A 17,528-nucleotide genomic window follows, 5' to 3' on the forward strand; every position below is an offset into this window, starting at 1 on the left:
TGCCCCTCCTTTACACTAGCGAACCAACGCCAGCGGACACCTTCGCCAACTCCTTAGACAAAGAAGTCGACGACGGTTCACGCAACGGATTATTAATCGCACCAATATGAAACGAAACACCAGCGCGCGACACTGGGGCCATGCGAGATGGCCCAGATAATCCACCTCTAAGATTCACATCAGCGCCAAGTGAATTAGTGAAATCACCAAGCGACCTGCGAACCTTGGAATACTGCGACTCCAGACCATCAACAAAGCCTCCAATAACAAGTTTTCCTGCTGGTTTCAAAATGACTCTGTCCAATGGCGCAGGCCCTTTCCAATCAGGCAGCCAGCTAGTAAGCGAAGATAGCGTATCTTTCACCCAACCAAACGCAGATTTCAAGCCATCGACGAAACCACGGATAACACTCTTACCAGCAGAAACAAGCCACGATCCTGCATTAGAGAAGAAACCGATAATCTTGCCCGGAAGCGAACCAACGAAACTCATAACACTGCTAACACCGTTAGACACAGCCGAAGTTATATTGCTCCACGCCGACGACGTTAAAGAAACAGCATTATTCCATCCAGATGAAATGAACGATCCTACAGCAGATGCACCGCTAGAAACAGTAGAAGTAATACCAGACCAGGCAGAACTAACAAGGGACGTGATACCAGACCAAGTAGAACTAGCTACAGTGGTGATCGTGGACCAGCCTGCAGAAAGCACACCACCGATAACACCGATAGCGCCACTAATAAGGCTTGTAATGATTTCCCAAGCGCCAGAAACAATACTTCCGAGGCCATCCCAGACCATCTGCCAGTCGCCGGTTAAAAGCCCTGTCCAAACATCAATGACGCCCTTGATGATTGACAACGCGCCTTCGATCACGCTTGCCAATGTTGAGAACACTGTTTCAACGATAGGGATAAGAGTTTCTAATGCTGGAGCGATATAGTTAAGCAACGGAATCAGACGCTCGATTATCGGCGCAATGCCATCGCCGATCTTCCCCAAAACCGTGCCGAGACCATCAGCAAGAGCCGTAAACGTAGGAGCCAAACCGGCAAAGACGTTCATGATCGCCGATCCTGCATTACCAAGCGCGGTGCGCAATGCTTCAGAATTGGCAAGCATCTGGGCAAATGCGCCGATAATCAAACCCACAGGGCCAGTTAGCCCAGTGAACAAACCGCCAATAATAGGTAGGCCTGAAAGGAGCGGGCCTAGCATACCTGCAAGCCCACCAAGGATAGGACCTAGCCCTGTTAGGAAGCCTAGATCAAGATTCCCTGCAGAGAACGCATCTTTCATCGACTGGACACCGCTGGCAATCTTCCCGAAGAAAACCTCTGCTTTTTCAGCGGCCGTACTCAACGCGCCAGTAAAAGCACCCTTCAACGGGTCGATAACGTCTTTTAATCCGCCGACAATGGCGGCTTCAAAATTTCCCCAAGCTCCCTCGAACGTCGCCGTTGAGGTAGCGGCTTCTTGCGCAGCTTCTGTCATTCCGAGACTGCTGATTGCCGCGTTAAACTCTTCTGCGCTAATTTGACCCTTGCTCATCGCGTCGGCAAAATCACCGGTATAAGCGCCAGCGTCAAGCAAAGCTTTCTTAATCGGGCCTGCCGCACCAGGAATCGCGTCTGACAACTGCCGCCAATTCTCCGCAGTCAACTTGCCCGCACCGGCAGTCTGGGTGATTACCATACCCACAGATTTGAACGTCTCTTTATTACCACCCGCGACCGCATTCAAATTACCAGCCGCCTCGGCCAGCTTGTCGAAACCAGCCACACCATTCGACGCCAACTGTGCAGTGATCGACTGAATATCCGAAAGGTCATAGACGGTCAGATCCGCGTATTTTTGTGCAGACTTGGTTAATGCTTCAATCTGATTAGAATCAATGCCGGCGAAGTTCAAGGTGGACTTGAATTTATCGGTAGCGTCTGACGCGCTCAATGCTTCGCGTGTGTATGACGCGACGAACGTGGTCGCGGCGGCCAGTCCCGCGCCGGCCATCTTCCCAGCCGTCGTAAACGCACTACCAAGAGTGGACGAAATCTTCCGCCCCCAACCAGATGAGTGCGCCGTAATCACAGAATCAACACCATTCAATTCAGAACGAATACTCTTCTGGATACCCTTAAACGAAGGAACAACATTCAACCACGCTGTGCCTAGATCCATTGATGCACTCATCGGCTCTCCCTATTCAATTATTCGGTTCGGTTTCGTCTCAAAATTTCTTCGAGCTCGTCGCTCGTCACTGCCACAAACTCATCACCAGAAGCAGACTCAACTTCAATCCCAGGTCGCGGGAAGGGATCCGGCCGGTTAACACCCTTCTCCCCATCTGAAGTTTTTGCCCACGCCAAGAACGCCAAATAATCAACGCTCAAAGCTTGAGCAACCATCGCAGGATCCTCCCAGCGCCAATCAGGGACTAGCGCTCGATGAGTCCAGGATTCAGGCTGCCGAATCATTACTGCAGTTAAATCAGCCACACGACGCATAGGCATTTCGTGCCAGTTACTGATCCGATAGAAGCGCAGGAAATCAGCGTCAAGCTCGCTCGGATGGTGATGTACGACGGCGGCGAGCTTTAAGAGTTTGGGGAAATAGCCCCCATGACTTCGAGAAGAAATGTTGTTGCGTCGGTGCCAGAAACCCGCCCATTATCGCCACGTAGCGCATCCAAAACGACTTTCTTCTGATCGGCACCAAAAATACGGGTAAACAGAGGAATCACACGAAGAGGATTGCTGGTTTGGATTTCGTAAAAGTCCTCCATCAGCTCGAAATCGTCAAACACTCCGGCGTCGATTTCGACTTCAATGCCGCGTACAGTTACCTTTTGAACTGCTTCAGTATTTTGGGTCTTTTTTGTTTTAGCAGCCATGCTTGCTCCTTAAAAATGATGCCATGCAAATAAAGGGTTTGCCTCTACCCTGCCTGGTTTCGGACACAAAAATATCCCCTGTTTCCCTTGACGCTGGCATGGCACAAAACAGCGCAAGAAACAGAGGGATCAGGCAGGATAGAGGACGAATTAGGAAATGTTATTCTTCAACGGTGGAAATGTACTCGATAGCAGTATTGCCATCCTTATCTGGCGCACACGACAATGTGACTGGATAAGCGACAACCTCACCATCCTTATAGGTTTGAGCACCAACACTGGTGATCTTGCCCTTCGGGATCACGATGCGCTTTACGCGGCCACCAGTCATAAGCATTTCGATAACGAAGACTCGGTATGGCATTTCCTTTGAGTTGTGCTTAATGGTTAACGTACCGTCAGAATCGGTGACATTAGCCTCGCCGAAAATCTCCTTCAACACGTCGGCATCCAACGCTTGAATGAAAGACCACTCGAAGGTCTCCTTACGTGACGTGGCGACAGTAAGAACAGTGTCGCCGCCCCACGCCTTAATATCGGCACTTTCAGATTCGAACGAGTTCGTTAGACCATCTTCAGAAACATAACCAAGATTCGTGAATCCGGATAGTTCAGATGTTGCATTGGTAGGCAACTGCGCCCCTTTAATAGGGCACGCGCTCAATGCGCCAGTAACTAACGGCTTAGCTACCGTTACTAGCGAGCTATCACTTTTAGCCATCTTCCTCTCCTTTCAGAGGTAAGTTATTTTTAATAAACACAGCGTTTGCTGTGAGCTGGTATCGCGCTGAACGCGATTCAGGATCGGGAAAACTATAAATTGACACAACATCGGCAGCACCTAGCTGTGCGACCGTTGCAGGTAGGTCATTGAAAGCGTCAGCGGCCTCTTGTGCGAGCTTCGATGCCTCGGCTTTTGATTCGGCCCAGGCTTGAATAGCAAACGTCGGCTTATCAATAATCCGGCCACACTTACCCGCCACACGTTCAACAGTCACGAAACGTTTAGGACGATCACCCGGTACCTCACCAAACACCGGAACACCAAGAACACCGCCTAGTGCCTTTATGACAGCCACATCGGAAGTCGTCACTGCGCACCTCCTACCGCTTTCAGTAGCGTGTTTTCACGCAAGTTTTTCAACCGTGCCTTATATGTGGTTGCGCGAACCGCGCCGTGCGGACGCGCATCCTTACCCCGCGAAGCGATCACGTCACCGACGAACCCCTCGCCCGCGTTACCGGCGATGCGAGCAGTCTCAGCCTCAACCAGTGGACGAACAAGCGCGAACAGTGCATCCTCGTTGATTTCGATACGCTTTACAGTCATCGCTATCCTTCAACTAAAGAAACTGTCGCCCGAAGATTCCAACGGGTCGGCATGTTTTCTACCATGTACGGTTGCGGATCACCTTGAACCCGCCAAATCTTCCCCATGAATTCCACATCACACCCACGCAACGAAGCAGTAAAGGTTTTCGGAAAATAAAGAGCAATCTCAGTACGATCCCCAGCCCGACGCATACCGCCAGGCGTATCATCAGTGGAAACCGGGCCAACAAGAACGTCGTCAACAACCGTCTGAGTTTCCTCAAAAACTGGCATGTTCATATCGTCAACGCCAGTCTTTGTTTTGCTCAGAACAGTTACTTGTGTACCATGAATCATGATCGCCGTCCTAGAATATTCACTTCGAACGCGCCCCGAGAACGCCCACCAAGACTGCGCGCCTCCGCCTTGCTCAAATACAAATCGCCAGACGGATTAGCAAACGAAGCCTGCTGAGTGTATGGGCCAGCAGTAATTGACGCAGACGACGCACCAACAAGATCAGCCTGACCTAAAGGTGGGGTCATTGCGCGTTTGACAACCGCGCACGCCACTCGCTTACGTGTGCTTTCCTCAGCATCTTCACACCGAGGACATTCACGACGCATCAGATCAGACGCATCTTCCAACAAGACTGCTGCACGCTTCTTCTCTGATTCGCTTAACGGCCTCCACCGTGATTCTAAATCTTCAACAGTCGCGTAAACAGTCATCGTCAGTTATTCCTTTTCCACTTTCTTACCACGACCGCGCCGACTAGTTTTCTTCGGATCCGGTTCAGCTTCTTCCGCTTCAGGCACTGGATCGGCATCCGGGATCACTAGACCTAGACCTGTAAACTTCCGCAACCGCTCCAACAGATCAACCTCAACGAAAGCCACGCCATCAACAAACTCAACACGTGGACTCAAAATCAGCAACTCCGGATACACCGGAGACTCAACACGAACAGCACTCATAACAAACACTCCCTCAATAGGCGTGAGCGGTAAAGATTCAACCTTCACCGCTCACGCCCAATAACTAGAAATTTCTCAACTCGCCACGGTCAAAACACCGTGAGCCTTTTCGTTGCCATACTGCAAGCCAATCTCGCCGTATAGCTGGACCTTCTCAGCCGATCCAGTCTTAGCAAGCGGCTCAACGAAGAAGTGACCCTTGCCTGGAACCTCGAGGAACGCAGGCGCGCACTGCTCAAGCGAGCAAACAATCAGATCAGTCTTAGAAACGTAAGAGTTCAGCATGATGTTGAGCTTGCCGAAATCAGTTTCGATAGTCTGAAGATTCACGCCACCAACGTTACGAGAAGATTCAACGCGGTTAGCGTCCTTGAGGAAGATACGTGTCAAAGCACGCTTCAAGGTGGAATTTACAATCAGTGTTGCTGTTTCAGACTCACGCATACCGCCGTTGTCCCAAACCTTTTGAATAAGGTCCAAAACATCGTCCTCGGTAATAGTCTTCGCGGTCTTCTCGGTAGTCACCTTGTTTGTCTTGATAACACCAAGCAAACCACCAGAACGACGAGCAGTGCCGTTATCCGACGGCTTAACCATCGTGTTATTCAAGAAGCCCTTCTCGACATCACGCGCGATATTCTTCAACGCAACATCAATCTGGAACGCCAACTCACTCGCTGGAACAGACGTAGAACCAATCTGGACCATCTTCTCTCCAGAATCAACCGTACGCATACGGTTAGCGCCAAGACGAGAATAAGAAATCGAAATCGCTTCCTGATGAATCTCAGTCACGTTCTCGACGTTGAACCGCTTCTGCTCCGTATAAGCGGCAACATCCGCGCCTTCCGTCTTCTGATTCTCTGCATTAGCGTCACGCAGATCGTAGCCTTGCCAAGAGAAAACAGGCGACGCCACAGATTTACCACCGGTCAGGCCACCGATAGCGGAAAGGAAAGGGGTATTAGCTGGAGTAGCTTCAAAAAGCTCCCCCGTGTAGTTAGGCAAATTATATGTAGTCGCCATTTCAGTCAAAGTATTAGTCATTTTTAACTCCTAAGTTATTGTTTCCCGAGCTTTAACGCCTTCAGCATCGAAACAGTCGCCTTGTCACCTGCTTCAACTGCTGCGCGAATCTGCTCATCAATAGAAACAGCACCAGAATGTTCTGGACGCTGTGAAAGAGAAGGAACGGGATGGCGCGGATCATCGGCAGGCTCGCTGGCTTGCTTCTTCTGCCAGTCAAGCAGAGCTTGCGCATACGCGGTCAAATCGTCTTGAGGTCCAGCAAGTAACTCGACAGGCACACCAGTCGAATTCGACGCCTCCAACAGCTCTTTTTGCCGTCGTTCAGCCTCAAGACTCTGCTCCAACGCAGTCAAGCGCTCGCGGGTCTTTTCTTCCTCAGACTTAGACGCATTTTCAGACTCACGCAACAGGCTCTCAAGCTCAGCGATCCGTTTCGCGTTCGCCTTATTCGCTTCACGTTCCTTCTTCAACGCCGCCTTACCAGCATCCCCAAGAAACTCGTCCTCAACCGTTTCTTCAGGCTTCGCGCCATCAACCTCGGCAGGTTTCACTTCCTCTTCAACAGCCGTATTTTCAGCCATCTTTCCTTCTCCTTAAAATGGTAGGTGCAGAATCGCTCTGCAAATGAAAAACCTCCCCACATCGCGTGGAGAGGGAAAATATGTGTATCAGTCAGTTGTCGCTAGGCTTCGGCCCAGGCTTGCGCTTATCCGCTTCCGGAACATGGGAATCAGTGAAACTATGCGGGTTCATTTCACGCATCCTAGCCGCGACCTGCTTAGTTGTTGCGCGTCCGCCAAGGCTCCGGCGCGCCTCCAGATACGACGAATACAAGCCGTCAGGATCATAACCGTCAAGTTTCGGTGTTTTGCTCCACGACGGAACAATCATGCAGTCACAATCCGCATGATACTTATTCCGCTTACCCGCCGTGTCTTCAGACGCATAAACGAAGCCACGCGAGGCAAGCATTGCACACCAAGCACACGTTTTCGTACCAGACGGCACACGCGCATACCGCGCACCATTACGTGCATCACGCGCAACATTACGTTGCACAGTACGCCGCCCAAGGTTCAACAAATCCCGTTGAGCTTGACGTTGAGCAACAGCAATCACCTCTTGATCATGTATGCGAGCTGTACGGATCAGCTCATCAAGCTGTGCTTTGAGTTCCTCCACCGAATACATATCCGCTGGGACAGACTCAAAAACAGGCAGGCCTTCTGGACGCATGTCGTCAAACATGCGAACAGCCAACGCGGCAACACCATCACCGTAGCGTTGAATCAGCTTTACATATTTAGCTTTTAACGCCCGCTCGAACTGCTCCTGCGACAATGACGTACGATTCAGCTTGTCAAACAGTAAGAGTTCACTGCGGACACGCTCGATAATGCGACGCTGATCCGCAGTAAACCTATCCAGATACTCACGACCTGTCACAAGTTCTCACCAGACCCGTTTAATATCTGATCAACAAGGATATTGCCTTGAGCTTTACGGATCTGCGAACGAATACGCGAAATCTGCTCGCCAGTATAACCAAACTCCTCCAACGCAACATCCGTGTAAGCCAGCTCAGGAATAGCACTAATCTGCTTAACCATCGCATCAGCCTGCGAAACAATCGACGGCATCGCAGGATTACGCCAACGAGTCGAAAAAGAAAGCGGATTGGCAACATCACCGTGCATCAAATTAACAACATTCTGATACACACGTGACAACGCATACCCATTCACACGGTTCGTATTCGTCGCTTCAACAACAAGCTCTTCCTTCGCCGCATAGATCGCGTCAGCCGAAGCCGGATTATCTTGAACGATACCTAGTGAAGAAACAGGCAATGACGTAACACCCGCAAACTCAGTTGCTAACGACCGAATCTGCTCAGTGTATGGCAACATCGACTGCTGCGGAATCACAGAAACATCCGGCGACTCCCCAGACTCATCAGGAGTCAACCCCTTCACTGCCCCCATCTGCCACGTCCATGACTTCGAGATTTCTTCCCACGCCTCCTCAGACACACCACGCAGTAACAAGCCTGGCGCAGTGTAGAGTTCGGACGAAATATCCATGCGTAGAGCAGCTCGAATCGCTCTATCGGTGATAGTCATGACTGCTCGTGTGATACGCGAACGCCCGAATGGACGATCAAGCGACGGACGGAACGTTAACGCTTCCATCGGCACACGCGACAAACCATGCGTACGCACGTCGGCGACGAACCAGCCCCGTCCACGGTTCTCACACACGATAGCCTCAAACGGAGTCAACAACGTCAGCCGTGCAGGGTTTCCAGCCTTATCCAATTCGTTAATCACAAGACCATACGACAGGCACCGACGGGAACGATCCCACAGCGCAGTTGCCCACTGTGCAGAATGAGGCAAAATAACAACCTCAGACTCACCAGAATACACATCGCCAGGCGTCGTCGAAATAAACGCCACAGAATGAGTCAACTCCGAAGAAATAGCCTGTGGCAACTCAACATCAAAACGATTCTCATGTAACACACGCTCAAGCCCATACGGGTCTTCTTCACCGGACGCGGCAACAACACCATCCCACACGCAACGCGACGACAACACATGCACAGCCTTTTCAGGCCAGCCCGAAACCACTTCTAAATCACGCGCAACCTCATCAGGAATAGAGATACCAAGATTCTTCACATCAATCTTCATATCCACATAGGACTGGCGTAGAAAATTCCGAGGACGTTTCACAGACCACTGCTGCACCAGCAATCCTAGCTTTTCCTGCAAATCATCAGGCAAACCATACACACGCGGCGCATGGAACACCATCATATTCTCAACCACTATTCACACCAACGCTTTCTGCTTCCTGCCCGGTACACGCTTATTCATCTTCGCCGCCCACACAGCAACCGACAAAGCCTCCACCGGGGTCTCATCACCATCAAAACTTGTCGCTTGCCAACCCCAAGCACCGTCACTGCCGCGCTTCTTCTCATCTGATACAGCAACCGACGCATCCAACGCATCATTCGCGCCTCCAGCAGGACGGGTCAGCGAACCGTCCTTCACCGCTTCAACGAGCATCTGGCAGGCAGTGAAATACTCACGAGTAGACAAAACCTTCACAATCTTCTTAGGTACACCACGATCCAGCAAAGCTTGAGACAACAAACCCGCGCCAGCCGCGCCAGACAACACAATCAGCCCAGCGTCCCGCCATCGCTCAGCGAGCCAATCAGCTAAACCAGCCACACCATCATCAGTGCTACCAGTGTACGAACCGATAAGATTCGCATGAAAGCCATGCTCGTGCTTCAGCACGCCAACAACGGACTGACGATCACCATCAAATGAAAACGCCACACCATAGCATTTCACGCCAGACGACGGAGGAACACCAATGGTTGAATCCCACAACTCCTGGCTAATCTTCCGAGTAGCAACGCCAGCTTGATCCCAAATCCCGAGTGCTTCACGCTTAAAATTCTCGTTCGAACCAATCAGTTTGCGCATACGAAGAATAGAATTCTTCGACGTGCGATGCGGATACGACGGATTAGCCTTCTCGACCTGGGCCCAATCAACATAGCCGGGGTCCCAATCAGCAACATTACAATCTGCATCTGCCGAGAACTCAATCCACAACGTATCGGCATCTTTAGACAGCGCGGAATTGCGTTTAATCGTGAACGCCTCGCCCGGGTCCTTTGGACGCGGCGGTGTTCCAATCAGAAACACCAAACCGTTCGGGGCCGCGTTAGTCGCTGGAACCATATCCGACAACGCCGACTCAGTTAGAATCTGCGCCTCATCGAATACCAACACGTCAATCTCAGCAAAACCACGCCCAAACCCTTGCTCACGCGCACCAAACAAAATGCGTGAACCATTGTGAAAAATGATGGTCTGTTGCCCGTTCGCGGCACGCACAGTCTTCACCATCGCCGCCGCTTTACCAGTCGTCGCCATCGTACGCATCGCATCAAACGTCTCATCAGAAGTACGAGTATGATGCGCAGTCCACACCACCAACATTCCAGGCTTCGCCATACACAAAGCGAAAATAAGCCAACCAACCGTATACGTTTTACCCACCTGACGCGGAATCGAAAAACACACACCACCGATCGACGCCGCATAAGACCCGTCGGCACGCTTCGACAACGCCAACTGAATCGCATTTCGTTGCCACATATCCAAACCAATATTAATACGTTGCAACTGCGCAGCAACCAACGGCCACTCAGTCGAAACAATCCCATCCGGAACATGAACAAACGACGCTAACTCAGATAGCCTCTGCTGAGAACGGGGCATCGGCGACTGCTTCAAGGTCACTCACCCCACTTGCTTCCTCATACGCCTGCGTCAACGTATGAATATCGTCCATCGTTTCTCTTAATCGTTTCGTCAACGCCGCCAAATCACGCGGCGCAGTATCGGGATCATCAATAGCGCGCGCCAAACGATCCCGCATAGTCTCAAGCGTTCCTAGCAAATCATTCGCGCTCGCCGCCGTCGCAACCTTACGGTATTTCGTACGCTTTGAAGGGTCTAATGGCGGTTTTTTCACTGCTTCTTCAACTGCTTTCAAACCCATATCGACACCTCCTTTACTCAATAAATACAAGAAAAGCACGAACCTAACATGTCCGTGCCTATGGGGGTAGCCTGTGGAAAAAATGTGGGGAGAGATTTCCCTATGCCGCTTGGGGCGAAAATCTGGGGGTGGGGAGGGGGTGGTGCCCCGTTGAATTTTCTGGGCTGTTTCCCTCTGCTGATCATGTTACCAGTTTATGTCGGTTGTGTTGGTTGGTTGTTGTGCTTTTTTGAATTTTTGTTGTTTTCTTCCGTCGCCTTTTGATTGGTTGCAGTGTCGGCAGATTGTTTGTCCGTTGTCGGTTGTGTCTGCGCCTCCCCAGCGTGCTGGGATTATGTGGTCTGCTTCGGGGCTGTTTGGTTGTCCGTGTGTGCCCCATGCTAGTTGTGTTCCGCAGAGTGGGCAGTGTGTGAGTCCGTTTGTTTGGTCTCGGTGTAGGACGTTTTGGCGGAAGCGTTTGTGTTTTGCGGTGCCGGTTCTGTTTGTGGGCATGGTTTGTTTTTGTTGTGCCCCCTTGTCGTTTTGTTGGGGTGGGGTTTGTTTTTGTGGGGCGGGGTATAAAAATGACACCCAACGTTTTTGTTGGATGTCTTTTGGATACACTTCTAACCTCTATCTGTCACGCTATTCTAGTCGGGTTGGTTGGTGGGGTCAAGTTATTGGAGGTGTTTGGCGAGTTGTGGTTCGTAGATGAGGCCGTCGTGGTTTGGTGTGATGATGCCGCGGTGGATTAGTTTTCGTAGGTGTGGGGCGGTGATTGTGTAGGTGTTGCGGGCTTGTTTTCTGGTGATCCATTTGCCTGCGGTGGCGATGACTATTTTTTGGGCGTTGCGGAGTTGGGGTGGTGTCCATGCTCCTTCGCATGCTGGGCAGATGTAGCGTGTGTCGGTGTCTCGGTAGAGGAGGTTTGTTTGTGTGCACATTGGGCATAGGTGTTGTGTTGGTTGGGGTGTGAGTTTTAGGAGTTGTGCCCATTCAATATAGGTTTCGGTGAGGTAGGTGAGGTTTTCGGTGTTGAGTTGGTTGAGGTGTGGTGCGAGCGCGGTGGCTGTGGCGTATCCGTGTTCTTGTGCGATGTTGGTGATGTGTGCGTGGTCGGCGTTGATCGCGTCGAGGTCTGGTTGATGATGGTCGCGTGCGCTTCGGCAAGCTGGCGCGAGGTGGTATTGGATGGCGTGTAGGGATGGTTGGAGTGCGTCGTTGAGTTCTTGGTGCATGATGTCGAGTTCGGCGCATTGAGTGGGCGTGATGGTGGCGTGCATGGGGTTTATTTTACTAGATGTAGTGGCTTTTTTATGTTTTGATGGCACATGTTGTTGTTTTGCGGGGCTAGTTTTTGTCTAGCCCCGCTTCTTTTATGCTTCGCTGAACCTATACTCCTGTTTCATTGCTTGGTAGGCTTCTTCGCGTGTCATGAATTCTGAACCTTTGCTGGTGATTCTTACCCCGGCGATGCCGCAGGGCTGGCGTTGGAGTTCTCGTTGAATCGATACGAGTGCTTTGTGTAGGTCTTCGGTGTAGGTGTCTGGGTTTTTTGTCCTGCGCGTATGAGGTATTTGAGTGCGTTGGCGACGGGGGAATGATGCGTTGATGTGTTCGGCGAGGTCGTAGTAGGCGTTTTCCCAGTGTTCTTTTTCTAGTTCGAGTGCTTGTATGGTGTGGTGTGTTCTGATGATCGCGTCGCCTGCTTCGAGTGTGCAGATGTATGCTATTTGGGCGGCGGTGTCGGATAGTTGGCGTGCCGTGTTCCAGTCGTGTTCGGCAATGGCTTTCTCCCAAGCCGTTGTCTGTTCATGCGGGGTCATTGTTCTTAGTCCTGTTCTGGTAGTTGTTCGATGCTGGTTAGGCATACGCTAGTTTTTGTTGTTTCTGGTGGTGTTGCTGTGGAGAGCAGGGTTTTGCCCATCTGTTTTTTAGCGTCTTCCCAGTTGTGTGCTTGTATGGTTAAGTTGTAGGGTCCGAGTGTTTTTGAGGACACTTCAAACGTGTATTTGTGCATTTGTCTATTCCTGTTCTGGCCTTTCTCTGGTTAGTAAGGCGATGAGGTCGCGTAGGGTCATGGTCACGTACTGGTCAAAATCAACTTCCTACACCAACCACCTCCCCCACAGTCAGCTCTGCACGCACCGCATCCAACAGCGCGGACTGAGTCAAGTCCTTCTTTTCCAAAGCCACCAAAATACGCTCATCAACACTCCCGGCAGTCACAATATGAGTCACTGTCACCGGCTCACGCTGGCCTTGACGGAAAAGACGCGCATTAGCTTGCTGATAAAGCTCCAACGACCACGTCAAACCAAACCACACCATCAAATGACCGCCAGTTTGAAGATTCAAACCATGCCCGGCCGACGCTGGATGAATCAAAGCCATATCAATCTTTCCGGCGTTCCAGTCGGCGATATCTTCAGGTGTTCGGATTTCCCGAACGCCATCGAACCGTTCCTTAATCCGATCCGCGTCATGCTTAAACCAATAAGCAACCAGGAGCGGATGTCCGTTAGCTGACTCGTGCAGGTCTTCGAGCGCATCAAGTTTCCGATCATGCAGCACTGTGTACTTTGTCGCCGTCGCGTCGTTGTAGATCGCTCCGTTTGCGAGCTGTTGCAGTTTGAGTGCGAGCACTCCAGCCGAACCGGCATCGATAACATCGTCATCGTTGATGGTGGCGACCATGTCTTTTTTCAAATCCGTATAGGTTTTCTTTTCCCCCTTGCTCATTTCGACGACGACGGATTGCATGGTCAGCTCAGGCAAGGTCAGAAAATCGGTTGTCTGCATTGACATAGTCACGTCGGCTATTGCGTCATATATGCGTTTCTCGCCATCTGGTTTCGGTTTCCATGTGAAGACTTGATATGCGGATCGCTTGTCTGGATCGAAGAAGTCGTTGCGGAAATGTGTAATGAACTTTCCGAGCCGTTGGCCGTCGTCGAGCACACGGAATTGCGCGAACAGGTCCATGAGTCCATTCGATGCTGGCGTACCAGTCAAGCCAACGATCCTCTCGATATGACGCCTGGCTTTCACCATGACTTTCACGCGCTGTGATGCGTGGGATTTGAATGAGGATAGTTCGTCGATGATGACGGTGTCGTATGGCCATTTCCCGCCGAGGTGCTGATATAGCCATGGTAGGTTTTCACGGTTGATGATGGTAACGGTGGCGTCACTGTCGACGGCCTGCGCACGTTCGGCCTTGGTTCCGACGGCTACACGGTAGTCGAGGTTGATGTGGTCCCATTTTTCAATTTCTGCTGGCCATGTTGATTCTGCTACGCGTTTGGGTGCGATAATCAAAGCCCGCCGCGTCTTCCCCTGTCCCTCGAGAATCTGCAGAGCCGTCAGCGTGATAACCGTTTTACCCAAGCCCATGCCGAGGAACACGGCAGCGGTTGGATGTTCAAGGATGAATTTGACTGCTTGGGCTTGGTAGTCATGTGGTGAGTATTTCATGTGCTGTTTCTTCCGCTTTCGTAATCGAATCGATGATGTGGACGGTGGCTCCGAGTTTTTCTAGTTTTCGGATCATGTTCGCTTGTGCCGGTCTCGGTTTTTTGCCTGGTGCTTTGAGTTCGGCGAATGTGATGTGGCCTGTTGGGGTGATGATGATCCGGTCTGGTACTCCTTGTGTGCCTGGAGAGACGAACTTCAGGCAGAGGCCGCCGTGTTTCTCGATAAGTCTTTTGAAGTGTTTTTCGATGTGTTTTTCGTTCATGGTTTTCGGTGTGGCTTGGATTTTTCACAGTGCCGGTTTAGTGCCGGTTATTTTTTGGAACCGGCACCCGACTTTTTGGCTTGGATTCGCCGTTTCGTTGTTTTTCGGTGCCGGTTTTTTGATTTTTTCGCTAGTCAGCGCTGTAACTTATATATACATATGTACATAACGGACATATATACCTCTTTTTTATAATTATTTTTACTAGGTAAAAGAATTTAAGAATAACCGGCACCCGTTGAAGGTGAAACGGCTTGATAGCAACGAAAGGTCGGGTGCCGGTTTTTAAAACTATCCGGCACCCAACCGGCACCCGTTGAAGGTGAAACGGCTTGATAGCAATGAAAGGTCGGGTGCCGGTTTTTTGCCCTTCTGAAAAATAACCGGCACCCAAGCAGGGAATTTCCTGAGAATTTCCTGTGACTATTTTTCCCGACGGTGCCGGTTCGGGTGCCGGTTCGGGTGCCGGTTTTCTACGACAATTCACTGTCCAAATCCTCCTGAATCCGCAACCCCTCATAGAGGCGCTTCCCATGCGATCGAACCGAGTTAACCCCGAATGGTTTCAACCGTCTACCGAACGCATTCGACGCCACCGGCTGCACACCATTAACACGACACCAACGCTCATAAACTGAATAGACACGACCAGCTGGAGCCTGCGAGTACACAGACGGTTCAACCAAATCCACTGCCCCACTGCCGATCCATTGAGCGACCGTATCCTGATCAGACTCATACTCGGCCGTGGCCTGCTCCACCACCACCGGTTCACGCAAACCAGATTCAAGATACTTCGTCGTCCCGTCAATCATCCACGCAAGAATGCCCGGAGCTTCCATCATCAGTTCAGCCTCAAGATTCGGATTACGATCCTTTTTCGGAACCACATTCAAGAACGGGACGCGACGCACACGACGCCACAACGCTGGCGAACCACCACTAGTAGTCTCAGGCACAGAGTTCGTCAAAACAATAAGCGTGTGCGACGGCGCGAACGTGAAAAAGTCTTTGCCCATAAAACGAGCAGTAATAACATCACCACCAGTTAACTGTTTCACTTTCGCCTCGGCGATACGTTTACCTTCCTCCAGCTCTGAAATAACAGCCAGGCGCGCTCCGGCCAACGCAGCTATCTCTGTCGGATGCCGATCCGACGCAGTCAATAGCTCTGACGGTGAGGTAATCGTGTACCCTGTCGGTCCCGTTCCGAGAATGTGTTGGACGACGTTGAGCATCGTTGTTTTTCCGTTCGCTCCAGTGCCGTGGAAGAACGGCAGGATTTGCTCGTGGACTTTCCCGATCAGTGCTAGCCCAATGAGGCGTTGTACATAGTCGGTGACTTCCTTGCCTGCGTTCAAGTCGGTTGAGACGAATGTTTGTGCGAGGAAGTTGAGCCATTTCGGTGTTGGCATGTCCCAGTCGGGTTTAACGGTTGTTGACCGCATGAACAGGCCTTTCGGGGTCGCTGGGGTGACTTTTCGTGTTTTCAAATTCACTGGTCCTGCCGGGGTGTTCAACAAATACGGATCAGTATCGAACACGGTGAGTGGCGTGTAGATACCTTGAGCGTTTTTCGCTAGCGCTAGCATGTTACGGATCGAGTTCGCACCGAGGGAGCGACGCCGGTGTGCTTGCTCTGCTTTGTCTTGTGCTGGGAAGGTGCGTGCGAGATTTCGTGCTGCTTCTGCCACCTGTGCATCTGCCCCGTCCAAGTCCCATACGTGCCCGTTCCAGAAAGACCATGATTTGTGTTCTGGAATATATCGGTAGATAGATGTGAATGCGTCTTGGAATCGTAGCGCGTTGCCGTCGTCGGTGAGCGTGTATTCTGCTGGTTCTAATACGGCTGGTGCAGGCGCTGCTACTGGCTCCGCTACTGGTGCTGGTGCTGGTGTGATGGCTGGTGCGCCTTCACGTATCCACTTATCGAAACTGATTTCCGTCGCGTCCCGCACACGTTTAGCTTGCTCACCAAACCCCTTCTCATACAAATACTTAGCTGCCTTAGAATGATCGCCGCCATGCTCGAGTAAAGCGTAGGCGCCTTGTTTCGTGTAGGGAACCTCGGCTTCGAAATCTGTTGACGTGGTCCACACCCACAACCGGTCACGGTCGTTTGCATGTCCTGTCGAGGCACTAATACCTGTGGTCTTGCCTGGTCGACGCCAAAAAGTCTCTGCGCCGCGCGTGAATAGCGGTGTCCACCCGTGCGGTTGGAGAATCTCATTCCAGCTTGTTTTGCTTTCGAAGTCGTCGAGCGGGCTAACGCCGTCGACGCGCGCATTATTACCAGTAATAGTTAGCTGGGGCGTGCCTGGTTTTGTTGGTCGTGGTGTTTCGTCGATTGTTTTGAATACGGTGAGGATCGCGTCGAGTTCATCGAGCGTGAACGGCGTGAGCATTGTGGGGTCGGATTCTGACACGAATGCCCACGCGGAGTTGTGTGTGTGGTGGAATCGTTGCCCATCGGTTGGGGCGACGACAGAGTAGCCTCCGTTTTCGCGGGTTTCGGCGATAACTTCGCCGGTCTTGTTTTTCGCTAGTTTACGGTTGCCATGCGTATTTCCTGGTGCTTTGATGTAGAAGTGCCAGCCGCCAGATGGTGTTGTTTCTGCCCATTGAAAAAGGCGTGTCCACAGTTCGCCTAGTCCACTATCGGTAGCTGTTTGCGTGAGCAATGGCAGGTGCTGTGCGCCGCGGCCTTCAAGCTCGATCATCATCAAATCGCCAGACACTTCACCCATGACAACACCAAGCCCATAGTTGCTAGTGCCGTTAAACCAAGTATTGAGTTCGGTTTCGGTTAACCGGCTGGTTTGGAGGCGTTTCCATGATAGGGCTGGTTTTTTGTCTCCATCTGCGGATGCTGGTGTGATTGGCAGGATGGAAATTCCGGCGTTCCAGAGCTGGTGTGCGCGTTGGTCGATGGAGGTTGGCATTCTCTTGTCTTTCGTTTATTGTGCTGTGCTGGTGTGGTTTGTTTTGTCCGGCAGTCGGGGC

The 17,528-nt window shown here is 51.4% G+C and carries 21 protein-coding genes; all 21 read right to left on the bottom strand.

What is annotated here, in order from left to right; translation table 11 throughout:
• Window positions 1-10: 10 nt before the first annotated feature.
• Window positions 11-2,197: a phage tail protein gene (locus HC352_RS05475; RefSeq protein ID WP_168917938.1), complete on the bottom strand. Its 2,187-nt coding sequence runs from the start codon at window positions 2,195-2,197 to the stop codon at window positions 11-13.
• 17 nt (window positions 2,198-2,214) lie between these two features.
• Complete coding sequence (locus HC352_RS05480) at window positions 2,215-2,517, bottom strand: DUF5361 domain-containing protein (RefSeq protein WP_168917939.1); 303 nt, start codon at window positions 2,515-2,517, stop codon at window positions 2,215-2,217.
• Between the two features lie 83 nt (window positions 2,518-2,600).
• Window positions 2,601-2,897 carry a hypothetical protein gene (locus tag HC352_RS05485; RefSeq protein ID WP_168917940.1) on the bottom strand — a complete coding sequence of 99 codons (297 nt, stop codon included), beginning with the start codon at window positions 2,895-2,897 and terminating at the stop codon, window positions 2,601-2,603.
• Between the two features lie 160 nt (window positions 2,898-3,057).
• Window positions 3,058-3,618 carry a phage tail tube protein gene (locus HC352_RS05490; protein WP_168917941.1) on the bottom strand — a complete coding sequence of 187 codons (561 nt, stop codon included), beginning with the start codon at window positions 3,616-3,618 and terminating at the stop codon, window positions 3,058-3,060.
• Window positions 3,611-3,991: a gp17 family tail completion protein gene (locus HC352_RS05495; RefSeq protein ID WP_168917942.1), complete on the bottom strand. Its 381-nt coding sequence runs from the start codon at window positions 3,989-3,991 to the stop codon at window positions 3,611-3,613. The genes HC352_RS05490 and HC352_RS05495 overlap by 8 nt, the downstream gene beginning before the upstream one ends.
• Window positions 3,988-4,227, bottom strand: a complete 240-nt coding sequence (locus tag HC352_RS05500; protein ID WP_168917943.1) for a hypothetical protein — start codon at window positions 4,225-4,227, stop codon at window positions 3,988-3,990. The genes HC352_RS05495 and HC352_RS05500 overlap by 4 nt, the downstream gene beginning before the upstream one ends.
• A 2-nt stretch (window positions 4,228-4,229) precedes the next feature.
• Window positions 4,230-4,565 (bottom strand): hypothetical protein, encoded by a 336-nt coding sequence (locus HC352_RS05505; protein ID WP_168917944.1) that lies wholly within the window; start codon window positions 4,563-4,565, stop codon window positions 4,230-4,232.
• Window positions 4,562-4,939, bottom strand: coding sequence for a Gp19/Gp15/Gp42 family protein (locus tag HC352_RS05510; RefSeq protein ID WP_168917945.1), 378 nt, complete (start codon window positions 4,937-4,939; stop codon window positions 4,562-4,564). Before HC352_RS05510 ends, HC352_RS05505 begins: the two co-directional genes overlap by 4 nt.
• A 6-nt stretch (window positions 4,940-4,945) precedes the next feature.
• Window positions 4,946-5,185 carry a hypothetical protein gene (locus HC352_RS05515; RefSeq protein ID WP_168917946.1) on the bottom strand — a complete coding sequence of 80 codons (240 nt, stop codon included), beginning with the start codon at window positions 5,183-5,185 and terminating at the stop codon, window positions 4,946-4,948.
• Between the two features lie 75 nt (window positions 5,186-5,260).
• On the bottom strand, window positions 5,261-6,232 hold the full coding sequence (locus HC352_RS05520) for an SU10 major capsid protein (RefSeq protein ID WP_168917947.1): 972 nt from the start codon (window positions 6,230-6,232) through the stop codon (window positions 5,261-5,263).
• Window positions 6,233-6,246: 14 nt separating this feature from the next.
• On the bottom strand, window positions 6,247-6,795 hold the full coding sequence (locus HC352_RS05525) for a hypothetical protein (protein ID WP_168917948.1): 549 nt from the start codon (window positions 6,793-6,795) through the stop codon (window positions 6,247-6,249).
• Between the two features lie 91 nt (window positions 6,796-6,886).
• On the bottom strand, window positions 6,887-7,660 hold the full coding sequence (locus HC352_RS09000) for a VG15 protein (protein ID WP_211080631.1): 774 nt from the start codon (window positions 7,658-7,660) through the stop codon (window positions 6,887-6,889).
• Window positions 7,657-9,048 carry a phage portal protein gene (locus tag HC352_RS05535; protein WP_168917949.1) on the bottom strand — a complete coding sequence of 464 codons (1,392 nt, stop codon included), beginning with the start codon at window positions 9,046-9,048 and terminating at the stop codon, window positions 7,657-7,659. Before HC352_RS05535 ends, HC352_RS09000 begins: the two co-directional genes overlap by 4 nt.
• Before the next feature lie 3 nt (window positions 9,049-9,051).
• Window positions 9,052-10,545, bottom strand: a complete 1,494-nt coding sequence (locus HC352_RS05540; protein WP_247645167.1) for a terminase large subunit domain-containing protein — start codon at window positions 10,543-10,545, stop codon at window positions 9,052-9,054.
• Complete coding sequence (locus tag HC352_RS05545; protein ID WP_168917951.1) at window positions 10,496-10,807, bottom strand: hypothetical protein; 312 nt, start codon at window positions 10,805-10,807, stop codon at window positions 10,496-10,498. Before HC352_RS05545 ends, HC352_RS05540 begins: the two co-directional genes overlap by 50 nt.
• 186 nt (window positions 10,808-10,993) lie before the next feature.
• Entirely contained in the window at window positions 10,994-11,299 is a 306-nt protein-coding gene (locus HC352_RS09240) for an HNH endonuclease (RefSeq protein WP_168918622.1), read from the bottom strand.
• 164 nt (window positions 11,300-11,463) lie between these two features.
• Entirely contained in the window at window positions 11,464-12,069 is a 606-nt protein-coding gene (locus HC352_RS05555; RefSeq protein WP_168917952.1) for a hypothetical protein, read from the bottom strand.
• 93 nt (window positions 12,070-12,162) lie between these two features.
• On the bottom strand, window positions 12,163-12,612 hold the full coding sequence (locus HC352_RS05560; protein ID WP_168917953.1) for a hypothetical protein: 450 nt from the start codon (window positions 12,610-12,612) through the stop codon (window positions 12,163-12,165).
• 274 nt (window positions 12,613-12,886) lie between these two features.
• Window positions 12,887-14,263 carry a DEAD/DEAH box helicase gene (locus HC352_RS05565; protein ID WP_168917954.1) on the bottom strand — a complete coding sequence of 459 codons (1,377 nt, stop codon included), beginning with the start codon at window positions 14,261-14,263 and terminating at the stop codon, window positions 12,887-12,889.
• Window positions 14,244-14,525: a PDDEXK family nuclease gene (locus tag HC352_RS05570; protein ID WP_168917955.1), complete on the bottom strand. Its 282-nt coding sequence runs from the start codon at window positions 14,523-14,525 to the stop codon at window positions 14,244-14,246. The genes HC352_RS05565 and HC352_RS05570 overlap by 20 nt, the downstream gene beginning before the upstream one ends.
• Before the next feature lie 473 nt (window positions 14,526-14,998).
• On the bottom strand, window positions 14,999-17,467 hold the full coding sequence (locus HC352_RS05575; RefSeq protein WP_168917956.1) for a phage/plasmid primase, P4 family: 2,469 nt from the start codon (window positions 17,465-17,467) through the stop codon (window positions 14,999-15,001).
• Window positions 17,468-17,528 lie beyond the last annotated feature (61 nt).

It is taken from the genome of Arcanobacterium buesumense (genome assembly GCF_012563545.1).
Lineage (GTDB): Bacteria > Actinomycetota > Actinomycetes > Actinomycetales > Actinomycetaceae > Arcanobacterium > Arcanobacterium buesumense.

Bases quoted from the DNA above. Each gene is read 5' to 3' on its own strand.
- HC352_RS05475 (WP_168917938.1), bottom strand. From the start codon at position 2,197: ATGAGTGCATCAATGGATCTAGGCACAGCGTGGTTGAATGTTGTTCCT.
- HC352_RS05480 (WP_168917939.1), bottom strand. From the start codon at position 2,517: ATGCCTATGCGTCGTGTGGCTGATTTAACTGCAGTAATGATTCGGCAG.
- HC352_RS05485 (WP_168917940.1), bottom strand. From the start codon at position 2,897: ATGGCTGCTAAAACAAAAAAGACCCAAAATACTGAAGCAGTTCAAAAG.
- HC352_RS05490 (WP_168917941.1), bottom strand. From the start codon at position 3,618: ATGGCTAAAAGTGATAGCTCGCTAGTAACGGTAGCTAAGCCGTTAGTT.
- HC352_RS05500 (WP_168917943.1), bottom strand. From the start codon at position 4,227: ATGACTGTAAAGCGTATCGAAATCAACGAGGATGCACTGTTCGCGCTT.
- HC352_RS05505 (WP_168917944.1), bottom strand. From the start codon at position 4,565: ATGATTCATGGTACACAAGTAACTGTTCTGAGCAAAACAAAGACTGGC.
- HC352_RS05510 (WP_168917945.1), bottom strand. From the start codon at position 4,939: ATGACTGTTTACGCGACTGTTGAAGATTTAGAATCACGGTGGAGGCCG.
- HC352_RS05515 (WP_168917946.1), bottom strand. From the start codon at position 5,185: ATGAGTGCTGTTCGTGTTGAGTCTCCGGTGTATCCGGAGTTGCTGATT.
- HC352_RS05520 (WP_168917947.1), bottom strand. From the start codon at position 6,232: ATGACTAATACTTTGACTGAAATGGCGACTACATATAATTTGCCTAAC.
- HC352_RS05525 (WP_168917948.1), bottom strand. From the start codon at position 6,795: ATGGCTGAAAATACGGCTGTTGAAGAGGAAGTGAAACCTGCCGAGGTT.
- HC352_RS05545 (WP_168917951.1), bottom strand. From the start codon at position 10,807: ATGGGTTTGAAAGCAGTTGAAGAAGCAGTGAAAAAACCGCCATTAGAC.
- HC352_RS09240 (WP_168918622.1), bottom strand. From the start codon at position 11,299: ATGCCCACAAACAGAACCGGCACCGCAAAACACAAACGCTTCCGCCAA.
- HC352_RS05555 (WP_168917952.1), bottom strand. From the start codon at position 12,069: ATGCACGCCACCATCACGCCCACTCAATGCGCCGAACTCGACATCATG.
- HC352_RS05560 (WP_168917953.1), bottom strand. From the start codon at position 12,612: ATGACCCCGCATGAACAGACAACGGCTTGGGAGAAAGCCATTGCCGAA.
- HC352_RS05565 (WP_168917954.1), bottom strand. From the start codon at position 14,263: ATGAAATACTCACCACATGACTACCAAGCCCAAGCAGTCAAATTCATC.
- HC352_RS05570 (WP_168917955.1), bottom strand. From the start codon at position 14,525: ATGAACGAAAAACACATCGAAAAACACTTCAAAAGACTTATCGAGAAA.
- HC352_RS05575 (WP_168917956.1), bottom strand. From the start codon at position 17,467: ATGCCAACCTCCATCGACCAACGCGCACACCAGCTCTGGAACGCCGGA.